This is a genomic window from Paracoccus sp. AK26 (assembly GCF_011801365.1).
Taxonomy (GTDB): Bacteria; Pseudomonadota; Alphaproteobacteria; order Rhodobacterales; family Rhodobacteraceae; genus Paracoccus; species Paracoccus aerius.
In genome coordinates this window covers 2,074,202-2,091,096 of record NZ_CP041041.1, presented here as the reverse complement: position 1 = coordinate 2,091,096, position 16,895 = coordinate 2,074,202, and the positions used below count along the sequence as shown (strand labels likewise).

The following is a 16,895-nucleotide window of genomic DNA, read 5'->3' as shown; positions in this document are numbered from 1 at the left end:
CATGCCGCCGCGCAAGGGACTTGGCGGCAGGAACTGCCCGGCGCGCGCCGGCGTTGGCCCGGGCAATAGCCGGGGTTTTCATGTCCACCTTCCGCATCCTTTCCACCGCAGCCGCATTGGCGGCACTTGCCGCCTGTCAGCAGGGGGCGGAACTGGAAATGCCCTGGGGCCGGACCGCCGCCCCCGCAGAACAATCCCTGGCCGCGCAATGCGCCTCTGATCCCACGATCAGCGCCCAGCTTGACAGCGCCGTCAACGCGGCGCGGCAGGCCGAGGGCAAGACCCTGCTGGACAGTGCCCCCCTGCTGGCGCAGGCCGCGCAAAGCCATGCCTGCGACATGGCGCAAAGGGGGCGGCTGGATGTCGAGGGATCGAACGGGTCCAGCGTCGTGGACCGGGCGCGGGCGGTCGGCTATCCGGCCTGCGGCGTGGTTCAACTGGTCAGCCGCGGCGGCGGCCCGGCCCAGGCAGTCAGCGGCTGGCTGGGGACCGAGGCGCAGCGGACGGAACTTCTGGGCCAGACCAGCCGCCAGGTTGGCAGCGGGTCTGCCCAGGGCTCGGACGGGATGACCTATTACAGCGTCGTTCTGGGCGACAACTGCGCATGAAAAAGGGGCCTTGCGGCCCCTTTCCTTATTTTTCGGGAACCAGGCCCCGTGGCGCGAAGCGCAGCACCAGAAGCAGCACCAGCCCCATCGCGATAAAGCGCATATGCGGCGCGCTGCCCAGAAGATGCGCCTTGATGTCGCCGTCGGGCAGGGGGCCGACAAGGACGCCGATCAGGTTCGGGCCCCAGACTTCGGCCTTGATCCACAGGAACCAGATCAGCACCGCGCCCAGCACCGAGCCCCAGTTGTTGCCGGACCCGCCCACGATCACCATCACCCAGATCAGGAAGGTATAGCGCAGCGGGTTGAAGCTGGTCGGTGCCAGCAGCCCGTCCAGCGTGATCATCATCGCGCCCGCGACGCCGATCACCGCCGAACCCAGAACGAAGACCTGCAGGTGGCGGGCGGTGACGTCCTTGCCCATCGCCTCGGCCGCGGTTTCGTTGTCGCGGATGGCGCGCATCATCCGCCCCCAGGGCGATTTCAGCGCCAGTTCCGCCAGAAGGATGATGACCAGCAGCACCACCAGGAACAGCGACATGTAGCACAGCTTGACCCAGATGCCCGAGGCCTCGGCCACGCCGAAACCCCAGCCGGCGGCGAAGTCGGCAAAGGCCGGGTTCTGCTGCAGTTCGGTCTCGTAGGGGACGGGCCGGGGGATGGCCGCGATGTTCTTGACGCCGCGGGCCAGCCAGTCCTCGTTGCGCATGACCGCCACGATGATCTCGCCGATGCCGAGGGTGGCGATCGCCAGATAGTCCGAGCGAAGCCCAAGCGCGACCTTGCCCACCGCCCACGCGGCGGCTGCAGCGAATGCGCCGCCGACCAGCCAGGACAGCAGGATCGGCAGGCCCAAGCCGCCGATATTGCCGGTGCGGGCCGGGTCGTTCGCCTCGATCGCGGTGACGGCGGGGTCGAACAGCCAGCGATAGGCGACAAAGCCCACCAGCAGGACGAGGGCAACGGTCCAGACCTTGCGGGTGCGGCCATAGACGATGCGCGCAAGCGCCAGCGTCCCCAGGCCCACGAGCAGCGAAAGGATCAGGCGCGGCCCGCCCGCGGCCCATGCGCCCTCGACCGGGGGCAGGGACACCAGGACCGGGGCCAGGCCGCCGATGGCCAGAAAGCCCACGACGCCCGTGTTGAACAGGCCCGCATAACCCCATTGCATGTTCACGCCCAGGGCGGTGATGGCCGAGATCAGGCCCATGTTCAGGATCGCCAGCGAGGTGTTCCACGAGCCCGAGAACATGCCGTTCCTGACCGTGCCTTCCAGCACGAACAGCGCGGCGAGGATCGCGAACAGGACGGGTGCGCGCCAGGGGCTGGATGCGGCGGCTTGACGGTTGGATGACATGACGGACCTCCCTTACACCGACTTGCCGCGGAACAGCCCGGTCGGGCGGAACAGCAGGACCACGATCAGGATGACGAAGCTGACGGCGAACTTGTATTCCGTCCCCAAGAGTTGCAGCAGCCCCCCCGGCTGCCAGTCGGGGAACAGGTATCCCGCGACCTTGACCCAAGGATAGGTCACCGCGACCTCGGAAAAGGCGACAAGAAAGCCGCCCGCGATGGCGCCGACCGGGTTGCCCAGGCCCCCCACGATGGCCGCCGCGAAGATCGGCAGCAGGATCTGGAAATAGTTGAAGGGCCGGAAGGACTTGTCCAGGCCATAGAGGACGCCGGCGATGGTCATCAGCCCGGCGGCGATGATCCAGGTCAGGCGCACCACGCGTTCGGGGTCGATGCCAGAAAGCAGCGCCAGATCCTCGTTGTCGGAATAGGCGCGCATGGCCTTGCCAGACTTGGTGCGGTTCAGGAACCAGAACAGCGCGGCGCAGACGATCACGGTGACGACCACCGTCAGCGCCTGGGTGGACCGCAGGGCCAGCCCCTCGGCCAGGCCGCTCCATTCCCGGAAGTCGCGCACGGCGATGATGAAGCGCGCGCCGTCGTCGAAGCGCTGCTCATCGACGCCGATCAGCAGGCGCGTCAGCCCGTTCATCACGAACATCACGCCGACCGAGGCCATGACGAAGATGATCGGCGCAGCCTTCTGCGCGCGGTAGAACCGATAGACCGCCCGGTCGGTGCCCAGGACCAGCAGCGCCGTCGCGGCAATGCCAAAGGGCAGCGCCAGCAGCGCGGTCGGCAGCGGCCCCAGCGAAATGCCAAGCGATTGCAGGCCCCAGGTCACCAGGATGGTGATCGCGGTGCCGAAGGCCATCGTGTCGCCATGGGCGAAGTTCGAAAACCGCAGGATCGCATAGATCAGCGTCACCCCAAGCGCGCCAAGCGCAAGCTGCGCGCCATAGGCGGCGGCGGGGATGAAGACGAAGTTCAGAAAGGCCACGAGGGCATTGAGGATATCCAAGGCTCAGCCCCCCAGGAAGGTGCGACGCACCTCGTCGTTCTGCATCAGTTCGTGACCGGTGCCGGTATGGGCATTCGCGCCCTGCACCAGCACATAGGCCTTGTCGGCGATCATCATCGCCTGCTTCGCGTTTTGTTCGACCATCAGCACCGGCAGCCCGCCGCGTGCGATGGCGATGATGCGGTCGAACAATTCGTCCATGACGATGGGGCTGACGCCCGCGGTGGGTTCGTCCAGCATCAGGACGGAGGGCTGGGTCATCAGGGCCCGGCCCACCGCCACCTGCTGGCGCTGCCCGCCCGAGAGCTCGCCCGCGGCCTGGCGGCGCTTGGCGGCGACGGCGGGGAACAGGTCATAGACCTGCTCCATCGTGCGGCGGATGTCGTCCTTGCGGATGAAGGCCCCCATCTCCAGGTTCTCCTCGACCGTCATGGACGGGAAGATGTTGTTGACCTGCGGCACGAAGCCCATGCCCGCCTTGACGCGGTCCTGGGGGTTCAGCGCGGTGATGTCGCGCCCGTCCAGGCGGACGCTGCCCTTGCGCAGGTTCAGCATCCCGAAGATCGCCTTCATGGCGGTGGACTTGCCCGCGCCATTGGGACCGACGATCACGGCGATCTGGCCGCGTTCGACCGCGATGGTGCAATCGTGCAGGATGTCGGCGCCCTTGCCGTATCCGCCGGTCATGTTCTCGCCGATCAGGAAGGGATCGCCCGCATGGCCCTGTCGGACGGGGCCGGATCGGCGGGTGCCGTCGATGGTGCCGCGCCCGTTGGGGTTCACGACGGACAGGTCGCGATTGCCGCGCTTGCCGAAGACTGCGTCCTGATCGCTCATGCGCCCACCATGTCCTTGTTCTTGAGGCCGGTGCCCAGATAGGCCTCGATCACGGCCTCGTTCTGCATGATGTCGGAGGCGCTTCCCTTGGCCAGGACCTTTCCCTCGGCCATGACGATGACCGGGTCGCACAGCTTGCCGATGAAATCCATGTCGTGTTCGATCACGCAGAAGGTATAGCCGCGTTCCTTGTTCAGCCGGATGATCGCATCCGCGATGGTCATCAGCAGGGTGCGGTTCACGCCCGCGCCGACCTCGTCCAGGAACACGACCTTGGCATCGACCATCATGGTCCGGCCAAGCTCCAGAAGCTTCTTCTGGCCGCCGGACAGGTTGCCGGCCTTTTCATGGGTCAGGTGGCGGATGGTCAGGAAGTCCAGGACCTCGTCGGCCTTCCTGCGCAGGGCGGTTTCCTCGCGCTCGATCCGGCCGCGCTGGAACCACGTCTTCCAGATCGTCTCGCCCGACTGGGCGCCCGGCACCATCATCAGGTTCTCGCGCACGGTCATGGACGAAAACTCGTGCGCCAGCTGGAAGGTGCGCAGCAGCCCCTTGTGGAAAAGCGCGTGCGGCGGCAGGCCGGTGATGTCCTCGCCATCCATGAAGACGCGGCCCGATGTCGGGGGCAGCACGCCCGCGATCACGTTGAACAGCGTGGACTTGCCCGCGCCGTTCGGCCCGATCAGCCCGGTGATCGACCCTGTCTCGATCGTCAGGCTGGCACCATCGACGGCGCGGAAGCCCCCGAAATGCCGGTGAAGGTCCTCGACCCTGATCATTCGTTTACCCCGTCTTCACGCCATTGGTGAAGTGTGACCGCATTCAGCGGCTTTTGTCATGAAAAATGGCCCGGCAACCGCGTGGCTGCCGGGCCGGAGCATTCCTTACACGTCAGCGATAGCCGACGACAGTCATTTCTCCGTTGTCAAAGCTGACCTCGCGGTAGACGCCGGCGCTTTCGCCCGCGCCCACCATCTCGATCGAGGAGGCGCCGACATAGTCGATGTCGCCACCGCCGTTCAGGATCTCCAGCCCCTTGGCGAGTTCGCCCGGCAGGATCTTCTCGCCCGGCTCGTTGGCGACATCCATGACGTTGTTCTTCCAGACATTGGGATCGCTGGACTTGGCGGCGGCCATGGACAGCATCATCAGCGCGGCGGCATCATAGGCCTCGGCCGAATAGGCGCTCGTTCCGTCGAAGCCTGCTTCCTCGGCCATGGCCAGGAACTTCTCGCGGCCCTCGCCCTCGGCTGCGGGGTTCTGGCCGAAGCTGCCGTCGATTTCCGAACCGAAGTTGTCCACCAGGGCTTGGCCGACCATGCCGTCGGGGAAGACGAAGGTGTCAAAGGCGCCGGTGTCCAGTGCCGCGCGGACCACGCCCGAGCCGCCCTGGTCCACATAACCCACGACCACCAGGGCGTCGCCGCCCGCCGCCGCAAGGGCCGCAACCTCGGCCGAATAGTCTGCCTTGCCGTCGTCATGGGCGGCGTTCACCGTCACGGTGCCACCCTTTTCCTGGAAGGACGAGGCGAAGGCATCCGCCAGGCCCTTGCCATAGTCGTTGTTGGTATAGGTGATCGCGGCGTTCTGGATCCCCTTTTCCATCATGATCTCGGCCATCACTTCGCCCTGGCGGGCATCGGAAGGCGAGGTGCGGAAGAACAGCCCGTTATCCTCGATCGTGGACAGCGCGGGCGAGGTCGCGGAAGGCGAGATCATCACCACGCCGTTCGGCACGGCCACGTTCTGCAGCGAGGCGATCGCCTCGCCCGAGCACATGCCGCCGACGATGCCCTTGACCCCTTCGGCAGTGATCAGGCGTTCGACCGTCGCCGTCGCAGCGGCGGCGTCGATACAGGTCGAATCGCCCTGAACCGCAGTCACGGTCGAGCCGTCCAGCAGCAGGCCGGAATCGGTGACCTCTTTCATGGCCAGTTCAGCGCCCGAGGCCATGCCCGGCGCCATGGATTCCAGCGGTCCGGTAAAGCCCAGCGAGATCCCCAGCTTGACGTCCTCGGCAGAGGCGGCACCGGCCAGCAGGGCACCTGCAGCAGTGGCCAGAAGAAGTTTTTTCATTGATTGTCTCCCAGTTGGAACAATGTCCTGCGCCGCACGTTAGAAGCGCCCTGTTCAAAAGAAAAGCAGGATAATATCAACAATCCTTGCCTTTTCAGGCTGGTGACGCATGGTCAACGCCAGCCGAGGCGGTCCTGCGGGCGCCTGAACAGCAGGCCGGGCAGGGCAGTCAGCAGCCATCCCAGCACCAGCCCGATTCCCGCCGCCCAAAGGCCCGCAACCGTCACGGGGACCGCGGGCCGGAAGTCGCCCCAGGTCGCGGCCAAGGTTTCCGCGTCGCGCAGTCGGTGAGGCAGCAGCATCCGTTCCAGCGGCCCGGCGATCCGCAGCATCTGCAGGTCCGCGCTCGCCCGGTCCAGGCGGACGAAGACCTCGCGCATGTTGGACTGGTGCGCGTCGCGAAAGGCGCTGCCCGACAGATCCGCCAGGGCTTGGTCGCGGGTCAGCCCAGCGGCCCGGGCGCTGGCGTCGAACTGGGCGGCAACGCGTGACAGCGCATCGACCTGACCGCCAAGCCGCTGGACATACTGGTCCGAGAAGGCCGGGAACTGCGACAAGGCGATGGCAAGGCAGACCGCCACCGCCAGCCGCAGAAGTCCGATCACCTGTCCTGAACCTTCAGGCCCAGAACCGGCGCATAGAGCTGTTCCAGCCGGGCGATGGCCTCCTTGGGCGACATCTCCTCGGTCGCGCCCGTGCGGCGGTTGGTCAGTTCGACCTTGTTTGCGGCCAGCCCGCGCGGGCCGACGGTGATCCGCCAGGGCAGGCCGATCAAATCCATGGTGGCGAACTTGGCCCCCGCCCGGTCGTCGCGGTCGTCGTAAAGCGGATCGAGGCCACGCGCCTGCAGTTCCGCATAGATCGCGTCGCAGGCGCTGTCGGTGGAATTGTCGCCCTGCTTCAGGTTGACGATGCCGACGTGGAAGGGGGTCACGCCTTCGGGCCAGACGATGCCGCGATCGTCGTGGTTGGCCTCGATGATCGCGCCCAGCAGGCGGGACACGCCGATGCCGTGGCTGCCCATGTGGACGGGAACGCGCTGCCCGTCCGGGCCGACGACCGTGGCCCCCATCGGTTCGGAATATTTGGTGCCGAAGTAGAAGATCTGGCCCACCTCGATCCCGCGCGCGGTGCGGCGGCGTTCCTCGGGGACTTCGGCGAAGACGGCTTCGTCATGGGTCTCGTCGGTGCGGGCGTAGCGGCTGGTGAACTCCTCCAGCACGGCCTGGCACTGTTCAATGCTGTCATAGTCGATCTGCCGGTCGCCGAAGGTCAGGTCGGTGATCTGGCTGTCATAGAAGACCTCGGATTCGCCCGTCTCGGCCAGCACCAGGAATTCATGGGTGTAATCACCGCCGATCGGGCCGCCGTCCGCGCGCATCGGGATGGCCTGCAGGCCCATGCGTTCATAGGTCCGCAGATAGCTGACCAGGTGGCGGTTATAGGCGTGCAGCGCGTCTTCCTTGGTCAGGTCGAAGTTGTAGCCGTCCTTCATCAGGAACTCGCGGCCCCGCATCACGCCGAAGCGGGGGCGGATCTCGTCGCGGAACTTCCACTGGACGTGATACAGCGTCAGCGGCAGATCCTTGTAGCTGTTCACATGACTGCGGAAGATGTCGGTGATCATCTCCTCGTTCGTGGGACCATACAGCAGGTCGCGCTTGTGGCGGTCCTGGATGCGCAGCATCTCCTCGCCATAGTCGTCGTAGCGGCCGCTTTCGCGCCACAGGTCGGCCGATTGCAGCGTGGGCATCAGCAGGGGGATGTGGCCCGCGCGCTGTTGTTCCTCGTGGACGATCTGCTCGACGCGGCGAAGCACCTTGAAGCCCAGCGGCAGCCAGGAATAGATCCCCGCGGTTTGCTGCTTGATCATTCCGGCGCGCAGCATCAGCCGGTGGCTGACGATCTGCGCCTCTTTCGGGTCTTCCTTCAGCACCGGCAGGAAATAGCGCGACAAACGCATGGGCGGGATCCTTTGAGCGTATACGGCGCAAACCGTTAGCGGATCGGTCCTGCCTTGCCAAGAACCGCCCGCTTGCAACTGGCGCCTGTCGCGTTCACATTCCGGGCCAACACTCGCATCAGGAACCGGCCATGCGCATACCGATACACAAGCAGCTGATGTGGTGGGGGGTGGCTGCGGTGACGCTGCTGCTGGCGATGTGGCTGCTGGGTCAGGCGATCCTGCCCTTCATCCTGGGCGCGGGCGTGGCCTATCTGCTGGACCCGGTGGCCGATCGGCTGGAACGGTCGGGCCTGTCGCGGGTCATGTCGGTCGTGGTCATTACCGTGATCGCCGTGCTGGCCTTTGCCGGGGTGGTCCTGCTGGTGGTGCCGATCATGCTGCGCCAGGCGACCTCGCTGATCGAGACCGCGCCCGAGATGATCGAGCAAGGCCGGCTGTTTCTGTCCGCGCGCTTCCCCGAGCTTTTGCCCGCGAATGGCGATATCGGCACCGCCCTGACCGACCTGGGCGCGGCCATGGGCGAACAGATGGGAACCGTCGCGTCAAGCCTGCTGTCTTCGGTGGGCGGCATCATCAGCGCCATCGCGATCCTGGTGATCGTGCCGGTCGTGGCCTTCTACCTGCTGCTGGACTGGGATCACCTGGTTGACCGCATCGACACGCTGCTGCCGCGCGAACACGCCCCCACCCTGCGCCGCCTGTCGCGGGAAATCGATGAGGCGCTGTCGGGCTTTGTGCGCGGGCAGGGACTGGTGATCCTGATCCTGGGCACCTGGTATTCCATCGGCCTGATGATCGTGGGCCTGCCATTCGGCTTCTTCATCGGCATCATGGCCGCGATGCTGTCCTTCATCCCCTATGTCGGCGTGCTGATCGGCGGGGCAACGGCCATCGGCGTCGCCCTGTTCAGCTTCTGGGGCGACCCGCTGTGGATCGGGCTTGTGATCGCGATCTTCGCCATCGGCCAGATCGTCGAGGGCAACTATCTGCAACCCAAGATCGTGGGGCACCATGTCGGGCTGCATCCGGTCTGGCTGCTGCTGGCCTTGTCGGTCTTCGGCGCGCTGTTCGGCTTTGTCGGCATGGTCATGGCCGTGCCGCTGGCCGCAGCCCTTGGGGTGATCGGGCGGTTCCTGACGCAGCGGTATCAGGAAAGTGCGCTGTTCACGGGCCAGGCGCTGCCCCCTGATCCCGGCCAGCCGATGCTAGTCGAGATCGTGCCGGAAGGCACCGTCGCCAGTTCCATCCGCGAGGCGCGCATCCGCGCCGACCAGAACCGCGCCCAGGGCCAGATCGAGATCATGCGCGAGGAAATGTCGCGCCGGCATCCCGAACCAGAAGCGTGACCGCCGCCCGATGACCGTCACGTCCCGCCAGCTGACCCTGGATCTGACCACGCCGCCCGCCCATTCGCGCGCCGACTTCCTGCCCGCATCCGCCAACCGCGCCGCGCTTGCGGCCCTGGATGCCCCGCAGGACTGGCCGCAGGGGCGGATGCTGTTGATCGGGCCGGAAGGCGCGGGCAAGTCGCATCTGGCGGCCTTCTGGGCCGCCGAGAACGGCGCGCGGCGCATGAAGGCCTCGGCGCTGCGGCCGGACGCGGCCGATGGGCTTGCGACGGAAGGCGGGGCCCTTGTGATCGAGGATGCCGACCGGGCGGGCCGCGCGGCAGGGGCGGAACAGGCGCTGTTCCACCTGTGGAACCTGTGTGCGCCGCGCGACTGCCTGCTGCTGCTGACCGCCCGCACGCCGCCGCGCGACTGGGGGCTGGTGCTGCCGGACCTGCGGTCGCGCATGGACGCGATGCCCCAGGTCCGGCTGATGCCGCCCGATGAATCGCTGCTGGCCGCCGTGCTGGTCAAGCTGTTCGCCGACCGCCAGCAGGCGGTGCCTGCCGACCTGATCGACTGGCTTGTCCTGCACATGCCGCGCGACCTGGGGCTGGCCCGCCAGCTTGTGGCCGCCGTCGATCAGGCCGCCATGGCCGACAAGCGCCCGATCACCCGCCGCCTTGCCGCCGAACTGCTGGCCCGGCTTTCCGAACCCGACTCCCATCTGTTCCCTGAAAGTCAGGACCATGACGCAAGCTGATTTCCTTCGGACACCCTTTCCCGAACCCCAGGATCTGCCCGAGGGGGTTCCCCAGGACGGCTCGCGCTTCTTCAACCGGGAAATCAGCTGGCTGTCCTTCAACTGGCGCGTCCTGGACGAGGCGCGCAATCCCCGCGTGCCCCTGCTGGAACGGCTGCGCTTCGTGTCGATCAGCGCCACCAACCTGGACGAGTTTTACACCGTCCGCGTCGCGGGCCTGCGCGAACTGGTGCGCGAGGGGAACGCCACGCCTTCGGACGACGGGCTGACGCCTGCGGAACAATTGGCGATGATCAACGCCGACGCCCGCCGCCTGATGGGCGCGCAGCAGGGCGTCTGGAACCGCATCCGTCGCGAGATGGAGGAAGCGGGCATCGTCATCCTGTCCCGGTCCCGCCTGACCCGCGCCGAGGAGGAGTTCCTGCACGACCATTTCGAGCGCAAGGTTTTCCCGGTCCTCTCGCCCCTGGCCATCGACCCGGCGCATCCCTTTCCCTTCATTCCCAATGCCGGCTTTTCGCTGGCGCTGGAACTGGCGCGCGAAACCGACGGGCGGCAGATGCAGGCGCTTTTGCCCATCCCCGCGCAGTTGACGCGTTTCGTGCCCCTGCCGGGCGGCGAACGATTCCTGCGGCTGGAAGATCTGTTGCTGATGCACCTGTCCTCGCTGTTCCCCGGCTATCGCGACACGGGCCATTGCGCCTTCCGCGTGTTGCGCGACAGCGACCTTGAGGTCGAGGAAGAAGCCGAGGATCTGGTCCGCGAATTCGAAACCGCACTGAAGCGGCGCCGCCGCGGCAGCGTCATCCGGCTGAAGATCACGCGCGGCGCGCCCGACCGCCTGCGCCGCCTGATCATGGAGGAGCTTGAGGTCGGCCCCGACGAGGTGATCGAGGTCGAGGGGCTGCTGGGCGTGGCCGACCTGTCCGAACTGGTGCTGGACAGCCGCCGCGACCTTCTGTGGCCCGCCTTCACGCCGCGCGTTCCCGAACGGGTGCAGGACCATGACGGGGACATGTTCTCGGCCATCAAGCAGAAGGACATGCTGCTGCACCATCCCTATGAAACCTTCGACATGGTGGTGCGCTTCCTTGCCCAGGCCGCGCGCGATCCGAACGTGCTGGCGATCAAGCAGACGCTGTATCGCACCAGCCGCGACAGCCCCATCGTCGACGCCCTCTGCGAGGCTGCGGAATCCGGCAAGTCGGTGACGGCGCTTGTCGAGCTCAAGGCCCGCTTCGACGAGGCCGCGAACATCCGCCAGTCGCGCCGGCTTGAACGGGCAGGCGCCCATGTCGTCTATGGCTTCGTGAACTACAAGACCCATGCCAAGATCAGCACGGTCGTTCGGCGCGAAGGGGACAACCTGGTCACCTATACCCATTACGGAACCGGCAACTATCACCCGATCACCGCGCGCATCTATACCGACCTGTCGCTGTTCACCTGTGACCCGGCGCTTGGCCGGGACGCGACCAAGGTCTTCAACTACCTGTCCGGTTACGTGCAGCCAGCCGGGCTGGAAAACATTTCCATCTCGCCCATCGATCTCAAGGACCGGCTGATCTCCCTGATCGCGCGCGAGGCCGAACTGTCGCGGCAGGGGCGGCCTGCGGCAATCTGGGCCAAGATGAACTCGCTGATCGAAAAGGACGTGATCGACGCGCTTTACGCGGCCAGTGCCGCGGGGGTGAAGATCAGCCTTGTGGTGCGCGGCATCTGCGGCATCCGGCCGGGCATCCGGGGCCTGTCGGAAAACATCCGCGTCAAGTCCATCGTCGGGCGATACCTGGAACATTCGCGCATCGTCTGCTTCGGCAACGGCTTCGGCCTGCCCTCGAAGCGGGCGCGGGTCTTCATCAGCTCGGCCGACTGGATGGACCGCAACCTGAACCGGCGGGTGGAAACCTTGGTCGAATGCGTGAACGACACCGTCAAGGCGCAGATCGTCAGCCAGATCATGGCCGCCAACATGGCGGACGAGGCGCAAAGCTGGCTGTTGCAACCCGATGGCCGCTTCGTGCGCTATCTTCCCGAGGGGCGCGACGACCTGTTCAACTGTCACCGCTTCTTCATGGATCATCCGTCACTGTCCGGCCGGGGCACGGCGGGCGCCGGGGACGTTCCGGCACTGACCCATTCGAATGATTGACCCGGCCGCCCGGTCGGGTCATTAACGGCCGCAATGCGAGCCCAGCAGGAGAGGCGGGGATGAACGGCGTGCGCACGACGACCGGCAAGAAGGTCGAGCCTTTCGGCAAGATGTTCGCAACCCTTCCCAAGCGCGCCCTGTCGCGTGTGGGCGTGGTGGACGTGGGATCGAACTCGATCCGCATGGTCGTCTTCGATGGCGCGGCGCGGTCGCCCGCCTATTTCTACAACGAAAAGGTCATGGCGGGCCTTGGCGCCAAGATGGCGCAGACCGGCCGCCTGAACCCCGAGGGGGTCGAGCGCGGCTTTGCCGCCCTGCAGCGGTTTGCAGCACTTGCCAAGGGCATGGACATCGACCCGCTGACCTGCGTGGCCACCGCCGCCGTGCGCGAGGCCGCCGACGGACCCGAGTTCCAGGCCCGCGTCGAACGCGAGACCGGCATCAGGATGTTCGTGATCGACGGCGAGGAAGAGGCGCGGCTGTCCGCCCAGGGGGTGCTGCTGGGCTGGCCGGATGCGAAAGGGCTGGTCTGCGACATCGGCGGCAACTCGATGGAACTGGCCGAGGTCGCGGACGGCAAGGTCGGCAACCGCGTCTCGTCACAGCTTGGTCCCTTCCGGTTGCAACAGGTTCCCGGCGGCAAGGACGGCCTGCGCAAGCATATCATGAAGGTGATGGCAGGGCTGGCCGAGGTGATGGGCACCCATCACGAGCGCATCTATCTGGTCGGCGGATCCTGGCGCGCGATCGCCCGGCTGGACATGGAGCGCGTGTCCTATCCCATGACCGTGCTGCACGAATACCGGCTGACCCCTTCCGCCGTCGCCGACACCGTTGCCTGGATCGGCGCCCATGACCTAGCCGACCTGCGCGCGCGGACCGGCATCTCGAACTCGCGCATGGAACTGGTGCCGCTGGCGGCCCAGGTGCTGTCGCAACTTGCCGAAACGTTCCAGCCGAAGGAACTGGCCGTCAGCAGCTATGGCATCCGCGAAGGGCTGCTTTACGAGCAGATGCCCGACAGCCTGCGCAAGCGCGACCCGCTGATCGAGGCCGCCCGCTTCACCGAACGCCAGATGGCGCGGATGCCGGGATCGGGCAAGAAGCTGTATCACTTCCTGCTGCCGCTGTTCGAGGACCTGCCGCCGGAACGCGACCGCCTTGTCCGCGCTGCCTGCCTTTTGCATGACACAAGCTGGCGCGCCCATCCCGACTATCGCGCCGAGGCCTGCTTCGACAACGTGACCCGCGCCAACATGGCGGCGCTGTCCCATCCGGAACGGGTTTTCCTGGGCCTCGCGCTGCTGCACCGCTACAAGAACAGCCGGGCCAATTCGCCCATGGCGCCCTTGTTCAAGCTGCTGGACGACGCCCAGATCAAGGAGGCCGAGGTGCTGGGCAAGGCCATGCGCTTTGGCGCGATGCTGGCGCTTGATGATCCTGCGGATGCGGGCAAGCTGGTCATGAAGGACCGGCAGTTGCGCCTGCAACTGACCGCGACCGGGCGAAAGCTGATGGGAGAGGTGGCCGAATCCCGCTTCCGGTCGCTGTGCAGCGCCTTGGAGGTCGAGCCGGTCTTCGTCTGAGAAGCGCGCCCGGCCCGTGGCCGGACGCGTTGGTTACTCGGCCTAAAGGGCCTCTGACGTGCGCACCATCCATTCGCGATGGCGCTGTTCGTCCGCCAGGGCCTTCTGGAAGAAGGCGCGCGACTTCTCGATGGCGTCGGGATGGGCCGAGGCGCGCTCATAGGCGGTCACGGTGTCGTTTTCGTTAGTGGCCATCGCCTTCAGGATGGCCCCATCGCCGAACAGATCCGCCAGGGCGATCTTGCCGGTGGTCAGCATCTGCTTCATGTCGCCTTCCTGCGGTGCCTCGGCCCCGGTCTCGGCGGCCATTTCCTGAAGAACCTCGAGATGCTGCAGGTGATCCCTCCGGAACGCCTCGACCTGCTGGGACAGGGTGGCGTCCGACAGGCGCTCGATGGTGGATTCATAGGCCGCGATCGCATCATGTTCCAGCAGGATCAGGTTGCGGACCAGGTCGCGGATATTGTCTTCAGTGCCGACGGTGGTAGCCATGCTTGCCTCGCTTCGGTTGCTGTCTGCGTTGGGTGTCTGCGTTGGTTGTCTGCGGGCTGAACCTTTGGCCGCCGCCGTTGGTTCCGACAGGACGGGCCGCTCGGGCTGCTTGAACGACAGGATCACGCCTATGGAAACCTTTTCGCTATCCGATCATCTTGGCCCGCTGACGCCGGCTTTCGAATGGATGGTGGTCGTCATCGAGTTGTTCGCGATCCTCATCCTGATCGCGGGGCTGGTTCAAGCCGTCCGCGCCTTCGCCTCGGGCGAGGCCAGGGCATGCGAGGGCCATGAACGCGGCCACCGCTTGAACCTCGGCCGACTGACGCTGGGCCGCCACATCCTGTCGGGGCTAGAGGTTCTGATCGTGGCCGACCTGATCCGCACCATGCTGCACCTGAACGCCGAAAACATCCTGCTGCTTGGCGGGCTTGTGGCGATCCGGTCGCTGATCTCGTTCTTCCTGGAAAGGGAATTGACCCATCTGGAAAAGGACGAGTCTTCCTGAAAGACGGGGTCCACAGTCAGAATGGCCGGGCCGGGCATTTCTGCTGGATCCAGCCTTTCCGTTGAGCTGCCCTTCTGGCCAAAGGCCCTTGGTGCCGTTGTGCCGCTGCCGCCCGTGCCGGCTCATGGCGCCTGCGGCTACAACTGGCCCTCGACTTCAAGGGGCGGCTCTTCCACGACAACCGCCCCCTCGACATAAACGCCCTCCGCAAACGATCCCGGTTCCATGCCGCTGCCGTCGCCATAGCCGGCATCGGCACCGATGTCTGCGCCGCCGGGGCGGCGCGGCTCGACGGTCTGCGCGACCCAGCCATCTGCGCAAAAGGTGCTGCTGCCGCTGGTGCTGCAGGCGCGCGCAGGGCCGGCAAGACCCAAGGCCGTCAGGATCAGCAGTGCGAGAAAACGGTTCATGGAACATCCCTGCAGGGTTCATGACCATCCGATACAGCGGATTCCTGAACAGGGGGTTAGCGGGCAAAAGAAAAGGGCGCCTTCTGGCGCCCTTTTCCGTGTTTTTCCTGATGCAGGCGTTTGCTTACATCATGCCGCCCATGCCGCCCATGTCGGGCATGCCGCCGGCGGGGGCCTTGGGCTCGGGCTTTTCGGCGATCATCGCCTCGGTGGTGATCAGAAGGCCCGCGACGGATGCCGCGTCTTCCAGCGCCGTGCGCACCACCTTGGCCGGGTCGATCACGCCGAACTTGAACATGTCGCCATATTCCTCGGTCTGGGCGTTGAAGCCGAAGGCCTTGTCCGAGGACTCGCGCACCTTGCCCGCGACCACCGCGCCGTCGACGCCGGCGTTCTCGGCGATCTGGCGCATCGGCGCTTCCAGGGCGCGGCGCACGATGGCGATGCCGGCTTCCTGGTCGCTGTTGGCCGCCGTCAGGCCTTCCAGCACCTTGCCGCCCTGGACGAGCGCCACGCCGCCGCCCACGACCACGCCTTCCTGAACGGCCGCGCGGGTCGCGTTCAGCGCGTCGTCCACGCGGTCCTTGCGCTCCTTCACCTCGACCTCGGTCATGCCGCCGACGCGGATCACGGCCACGCCGCCGGCCAGCTTGGCCACCCGCTCCTGCAGCTTCTCGCGGTCGTAGTCCGAGGTGGTTTCCTCGATCTGCTGGCGGATCTGGCTGACGCGGGCCTCGATCTCGGCCTTTTCACCGGCACCGTCGACGATGGTGGTGTTGTCCTTGTTGATCGTGACCTTCTTGGCGCGGCCCAGCATGTCGATGCCGACATTCTCCAGCTTCATGCCGAGGTCCTCGCTGATGACCTGGCCGCCGGTCAGGATCGCGATGTCCTGCAGCATGGCCTTGCGGCGATCGCCGAAGCCCGGAGCCTTCACGGCCGCGATCTTCAACCCGCCGCGCAGCTTGTTCACGACCAGCGTGGCCAGGGCCTCGCCCTCGACATCCTCGGCCACGATCACCAGCGGCTTGCCCGACTGGATCACGGCTTCCAGCAGCGGAACCATCGGCTGCAGCGACGAAAGCTTCTTCTCGTGCAGCAGGATATAGGCGTCTTCCAGATCCGCGATCATCTTGTCGGGGTTGGTCACGAAATAGGGCGACAGGTAGCCGCGGTCGAACTGCATCCCTTCGACCACTTCGACTTCCGTCTCCATGCCCTTGTTCTCTTCGACGGTGATCACACCCTCGTTGCCGACCTTCTGCATCGCATCGGCGATGAAGCGGCCGATATTGGCCTCGCCATTGGCCGAGATGGTGCCGACCTGGGCCACTTCGTCGCTGTCGGTCACGGGACGCGAGGCGGCCTTGATGGCCTCCACGACCTTGGAGGTCGCAAGATCGATGCCGCGCTTGAGATCCATCGGGTTCATGCCGGCGGCGACCGCCTTCATGCCTTCCTTGACGATGGCCTGGGCCAGAACGGTCGCGGTGGTGGTGCCGTCGCCGGCCTCGTCATTGGTGCGCGAGGCCACTTCGCGCACCATCTGCGCGCCCATGTTCTCGAACTTGTCCGACAGCTCGATCTCTTTGGCGACCGACACGCCGTCCTTCGTGATGCGCGGCGCGCCGAACGACTTGTCGATCACCACGTTGCGGCCCTTCGGACCCAGCGTCACCTTCACGGCATCCGCCAGAATGTTCACGCCCCGAAGCATCCGGTCGCGTGCGTCCGTGTTGAACTTCACTTCTTTCGCAGCCATTTGACTCTCCTGAATTTAGTGGGGAAGGAC

16 protein-coding genes are annotated in these 16,895 nt (G+C 66.0%); 6 read left to right on the top strand and 10 right to left on the bottom strand.

Annotated features, from left to right (window positions below; all coding sequences use genetic code 11):
* Positions 1 to 80: 80 nt before the first annotated feature.
* Positions 81 to 608 (top strand): CAP domain-containing protein, encoded by a 528-nt coding sequence (locus FIU66_RS10320; protein ID WP_167622623.1) that lies wholly within the window; start codon positions 81 to 83, stop codon positions 606 to 608.
* Positions 609 to 633: 25 nt separating this feature from the next.
* Here FIU66_RS10320 and FIU66_RS10315 read toward each other — a convergent pair whose 3' ends face one another.
* The 7 genes from FIU66_RS10315 to proS form a co-directional block, all read right to left on the bottom strand.
* Positions 634 to 1,965, bottom strand: a complete 1,332-nt coding sequence (locus FIU66_RS10315; protein WP_167622622.1) for a branched-chain amino acid ABC transporter permease — start codon at positions 1,963 to 1,965, stop codon at positions 634 to 636.
* 12 nt (positions 1,966 to 1,977) lie between these two features.
* The gene (locus tag FIU66_RS10310; protein WP_167622621.1) at positions 1,978 to 2,985 is read right to left on the bottom strand and encodes a branched-chain amino acid ABC transporter permease; all 1,008 of its coding nucleotides are present in this window, start codon (positions 2,983 to 2,985) and stop codon (positions 1,978 to 1,980) included.
* 3 nt (positions 2,986 to 2,988) lie between these two features.
* On the bottom strand, positions 2,989 to 3,822 hold the full coding sequence (locus FIU66_RS10305) for an ABC transporter ATP-binding protein (protein WP_167622620.1): 834 nt from the start codon (positions 3,820 to 3,822) through the stop codon (positions 2,989 to 2,991).
* On the bottom strand, positions 3,819 to 4,601 hold the full coding sequence (locus FIU66_RS10300) for an ABC transporter ATP-binding protein (RefSeq protein WP_167622619.1): 783 nt from the start codon (positions 4,599 to 4,601) through the stop codon (positions 3,819 to 3,821). Before FIU66_RS10300 ends, FIU66_RS10305 begins: the two co-directional genes overlap by 4 nt.
* 112 nt (positions 4,602 to 4,713) lie before the next feature.
* Complete coding sequence (locus FIU66_RS10295; protein ID WP_167622618.1) at positions 4,714 to 5,898, bottom strand: ABC transporter substrate-binding protein; 1,185 nt, start codon at positions 5,896 to 5,898, stop codon at positions 4,714 to 4,716.
* A gap of 113 nt (positions 5,899 to 6,011) precedes the next feature.
* Positions 6,012 to 6,503: a DUF2937 family protein gene (locus FIU66_RS10290; RefSeq protein WP_167622617.1), complete on the bottom strand. Its 492-nt coding sequence runs from the start codon at positions 6,501 to 6,503 to the stop codon at positions 6,012 to 6,014.
* Complete coding sequence (proS, locus tag FIU66_RS10285; RefSeq protein ID WP_167622616.1) at positions 6,500 to 7,861, bottom strand: proline--tRNA ligase; 1,362 nt, start codon at positions 7,859 to 7,861, stop codon at positions 6,500 to 6,502. Before proS ends, FIU66_RS10290 begins: the two co-directional genes overlap by 4 nt.
* A 131-nt stretch (positions 7,862 to 7,992) precedes the next feature.
* Between proS and FIU66_RS10280 the strand changes: the two genes are divergently transcribed.
* From FIU66_RS10280 to FIU66_RS10265, 4 genes are read left to right on the top strand one after another with little or no spacing between them, the layout of a single operon-like run.
* Entirely contained in the window at positions 7,993 to 9,210 is a 1,218-nt protein-coding gene (locus tag FIU66_RS10280) for an AI-2E family transporter (protein ID WP_167622615.1), read from the top strand.
* A gap of 10 nt (positions 9,211 to 9,220) precedes the next feature.
* Positions 9,221 to 9,955, top strand: coding sequence for a chromosomal replication initiator DnaA (locus tag FIU66_RS10275; RefSeq protein WP_167622614.1), 735 nt, complete (start codon positions 9,221 to 9,223; stop codon positions 9,953 to 9,955).
* A complete protein-coding gene (locus tag FIU66_RS10270; RefSeq protein WP_167622613.1) occupies positions 9,942 to 12,107 on the top strand; it encodes an RNA degradosome polyphosphate kinase in 2,166 nt (721 codons plus the stop codon). Before FIU66_RS10275 ends, FIU66_RS10270 begins: the two co-directional genes overlap by 14 nt.
* Positions 12,108 to 12,166: 59 nt before the next feature.
* On the top strand, positions 12,167 to 13,693 hold the full coding sequence (locus tag FIU66_RS10265) for a Ppx/GppA family phosphatase (RefSeq protein WP_167622612.1): 1,527 nt from the start codon (positions 12,167 to 12,169) through the stop codon (positions 13,691 to 13,693).
* Positions 13,694 to 13,735: 42 nt separating this feature from the next.
* On the opposite strand, the gene FIU66_RS10260 is transcribed toward FIU66_RS10265, so the two are convergent.
* Entirely contained in the window at positions 13,736 to 14,185 is a 450-nt protein-coding gene (locus FIU66_RS10260; RefSeq protein WP_167622611.1) for a DUF892 family protein, read from the bottom strand.
* A 130-nt stretch (positions 14,186 to 14,315) separates the two neighbouring features.
* Here FIU66_RS10260 and FIU66_RS10255 point away from each other — a divergent pair, with 130 nt between their 5' ends.
* The gene (locus tag FIU66_RS10255) at positions 14,316 to 14,693 is read left to right on the top strand and encodes a DUF1622 domain-containing protein (protein ID WP_167622610.1); all 378 of its coding nucleotides are present in this window, start codon (positions 14,316 to 14,318) and stop codon (positions 14,691 to 14,693) included.
* A gap of 137 nt (positions 14,694 to 14,830) precedes the next feature.
* Here the strand turns inward: FIU66_RS10255 and FIU66_RS10250 are convergent, their stop codons facing one another.
* Together FIU66_RS10250 and groL are read right to left on the bottom strand one after the other, a co-directional pair.
* On the bottom strand, positions 14,831 to 15,103 hold the full coding sequence (locus tag FIU66_RS10250; protein WP_167622609.1) for a hypothetical protein: 273 nt from the start codon (positions 15,101 to 15,103) through the stop codon (positions 14,831 to 14,833).
* Positions 15,104 to 15,227: 124 nt separating this feature from the next.
* Positions 15,228 to 16,865: a chaperonin GroEL gene (gene groL, locus FIU66_RS10245; RefSeq protein WP_167622608.1), complete on the bottom strand. Its 1,638-nt coding sequence runs from the start codon at positions 16,863 to 16,865 to the stop codon at positions 15,228 to 15,230.
* Positions 16,866 to 16,895: the final 30 nt, after the last annotated feature.

Excerpts from the sequence above, each read along its gene's own strand:
- FIU66_RS10305 (WP_167622620.1), bottom strand. The coding sequence starts at position 3,822 with ATGAGCGATCAGGACGCAGTCTTCGGCAAGCGCGGCAATCGCGACCTG.
- FIU66_RS10265 (WP_167622612.1), top strand. The coding sequence starts at position 12,167 with ATGAACGGCGTGCGCACGACGACCGGCAAGAAGGTCGAGCCTTTCGGC.
- FIU66_RS10270 (WP_167622613.1), top strand. The coding sequence starts at position 9,942 with ATGACGCAAGCTGATTTCCTTCGGACACCCTTTCCCGAACCCCAGGAT.
- FIU66_RS10260 (WP_167622611.1), bottom strand. The coding sequence starts at position 14,185 with ATGGCTACCACCGTCGGCACTGAAGACAATATCCGCGACCTGGTCCGC.
- FIU66_RS10255 (WP_167622610.1), top strand. The coding sequence starts at position 14,316 with ATGGAAACCTTTTCGCTATCCGATCATCTTGGCCCGCTGACGCCGGCT.
- FIU66_RS10280 (WP_167622615.1), top strand. The coding sequence starts at position 7,993 with ATGCGCATACCGATACACAAGCAGCTGATGTGGTGGGGGGTGGCTGCG.
- groL (WP_167622608.1), bottom strand. The coding sequence starts at position 16,865 with ATGGCTGCGAAAGAAGTGAAGTTCAACACGGACGCACGCGACCGGATG.
- FIU66_RS10295 (WP_167622618.1), bottom strand. The coding sequence starts at position 5,898 with ATGAAAAAACTTCTTCTGGCCACTGCTGCAGGTGCCCTGCTGGCCGGT.
- proS (WP_167622616.1), bottom strand. The coding sequence starts at position 7,861 with ATGCGTTTGTCGCGCTATTTCCTGCCGGTGCTGAAGGAAGACCCGAAA.
- FIU66_RS10320 (WP_167622623.1), top strand. The coding sequence starts at position 81 with ATGTCCACCTTCCGCATCCTTTCCACCGCAGCCGCATTGGCGGCACTT.
- FIU66_RS10275 (WP_167622614.1), top strand. The coding sequence starts at position 9,221 with ATGACCGTCACGTCCCGCCAGCTGACCCTGGATCTGACCACGCCGCCC.
- FIU66_RS10300 (WP_167622619.1), bottom strand. The coding sequence starts at position 4,601 with ATGATCAGGGTCGAGGACCTTCACCGGCATTTCGGGGGCTTCCGCGCC.
- FIU66_RS10250 (WP_167622609.1), bottom strand. The coding sequence starts at position 15,103 with ATGAACCGTTTTCTCGCACTGCTGATCCTGACGGCCTTGGGTCTTGCC.
- FIU66_RS10315 (WP_167622622.1), bottom strand. The coding sequence starts at position 1,965 with ATGTCATCCAACCGTCAAGCCGCCGCATCCAGCCCCTGGCGCGCACCC.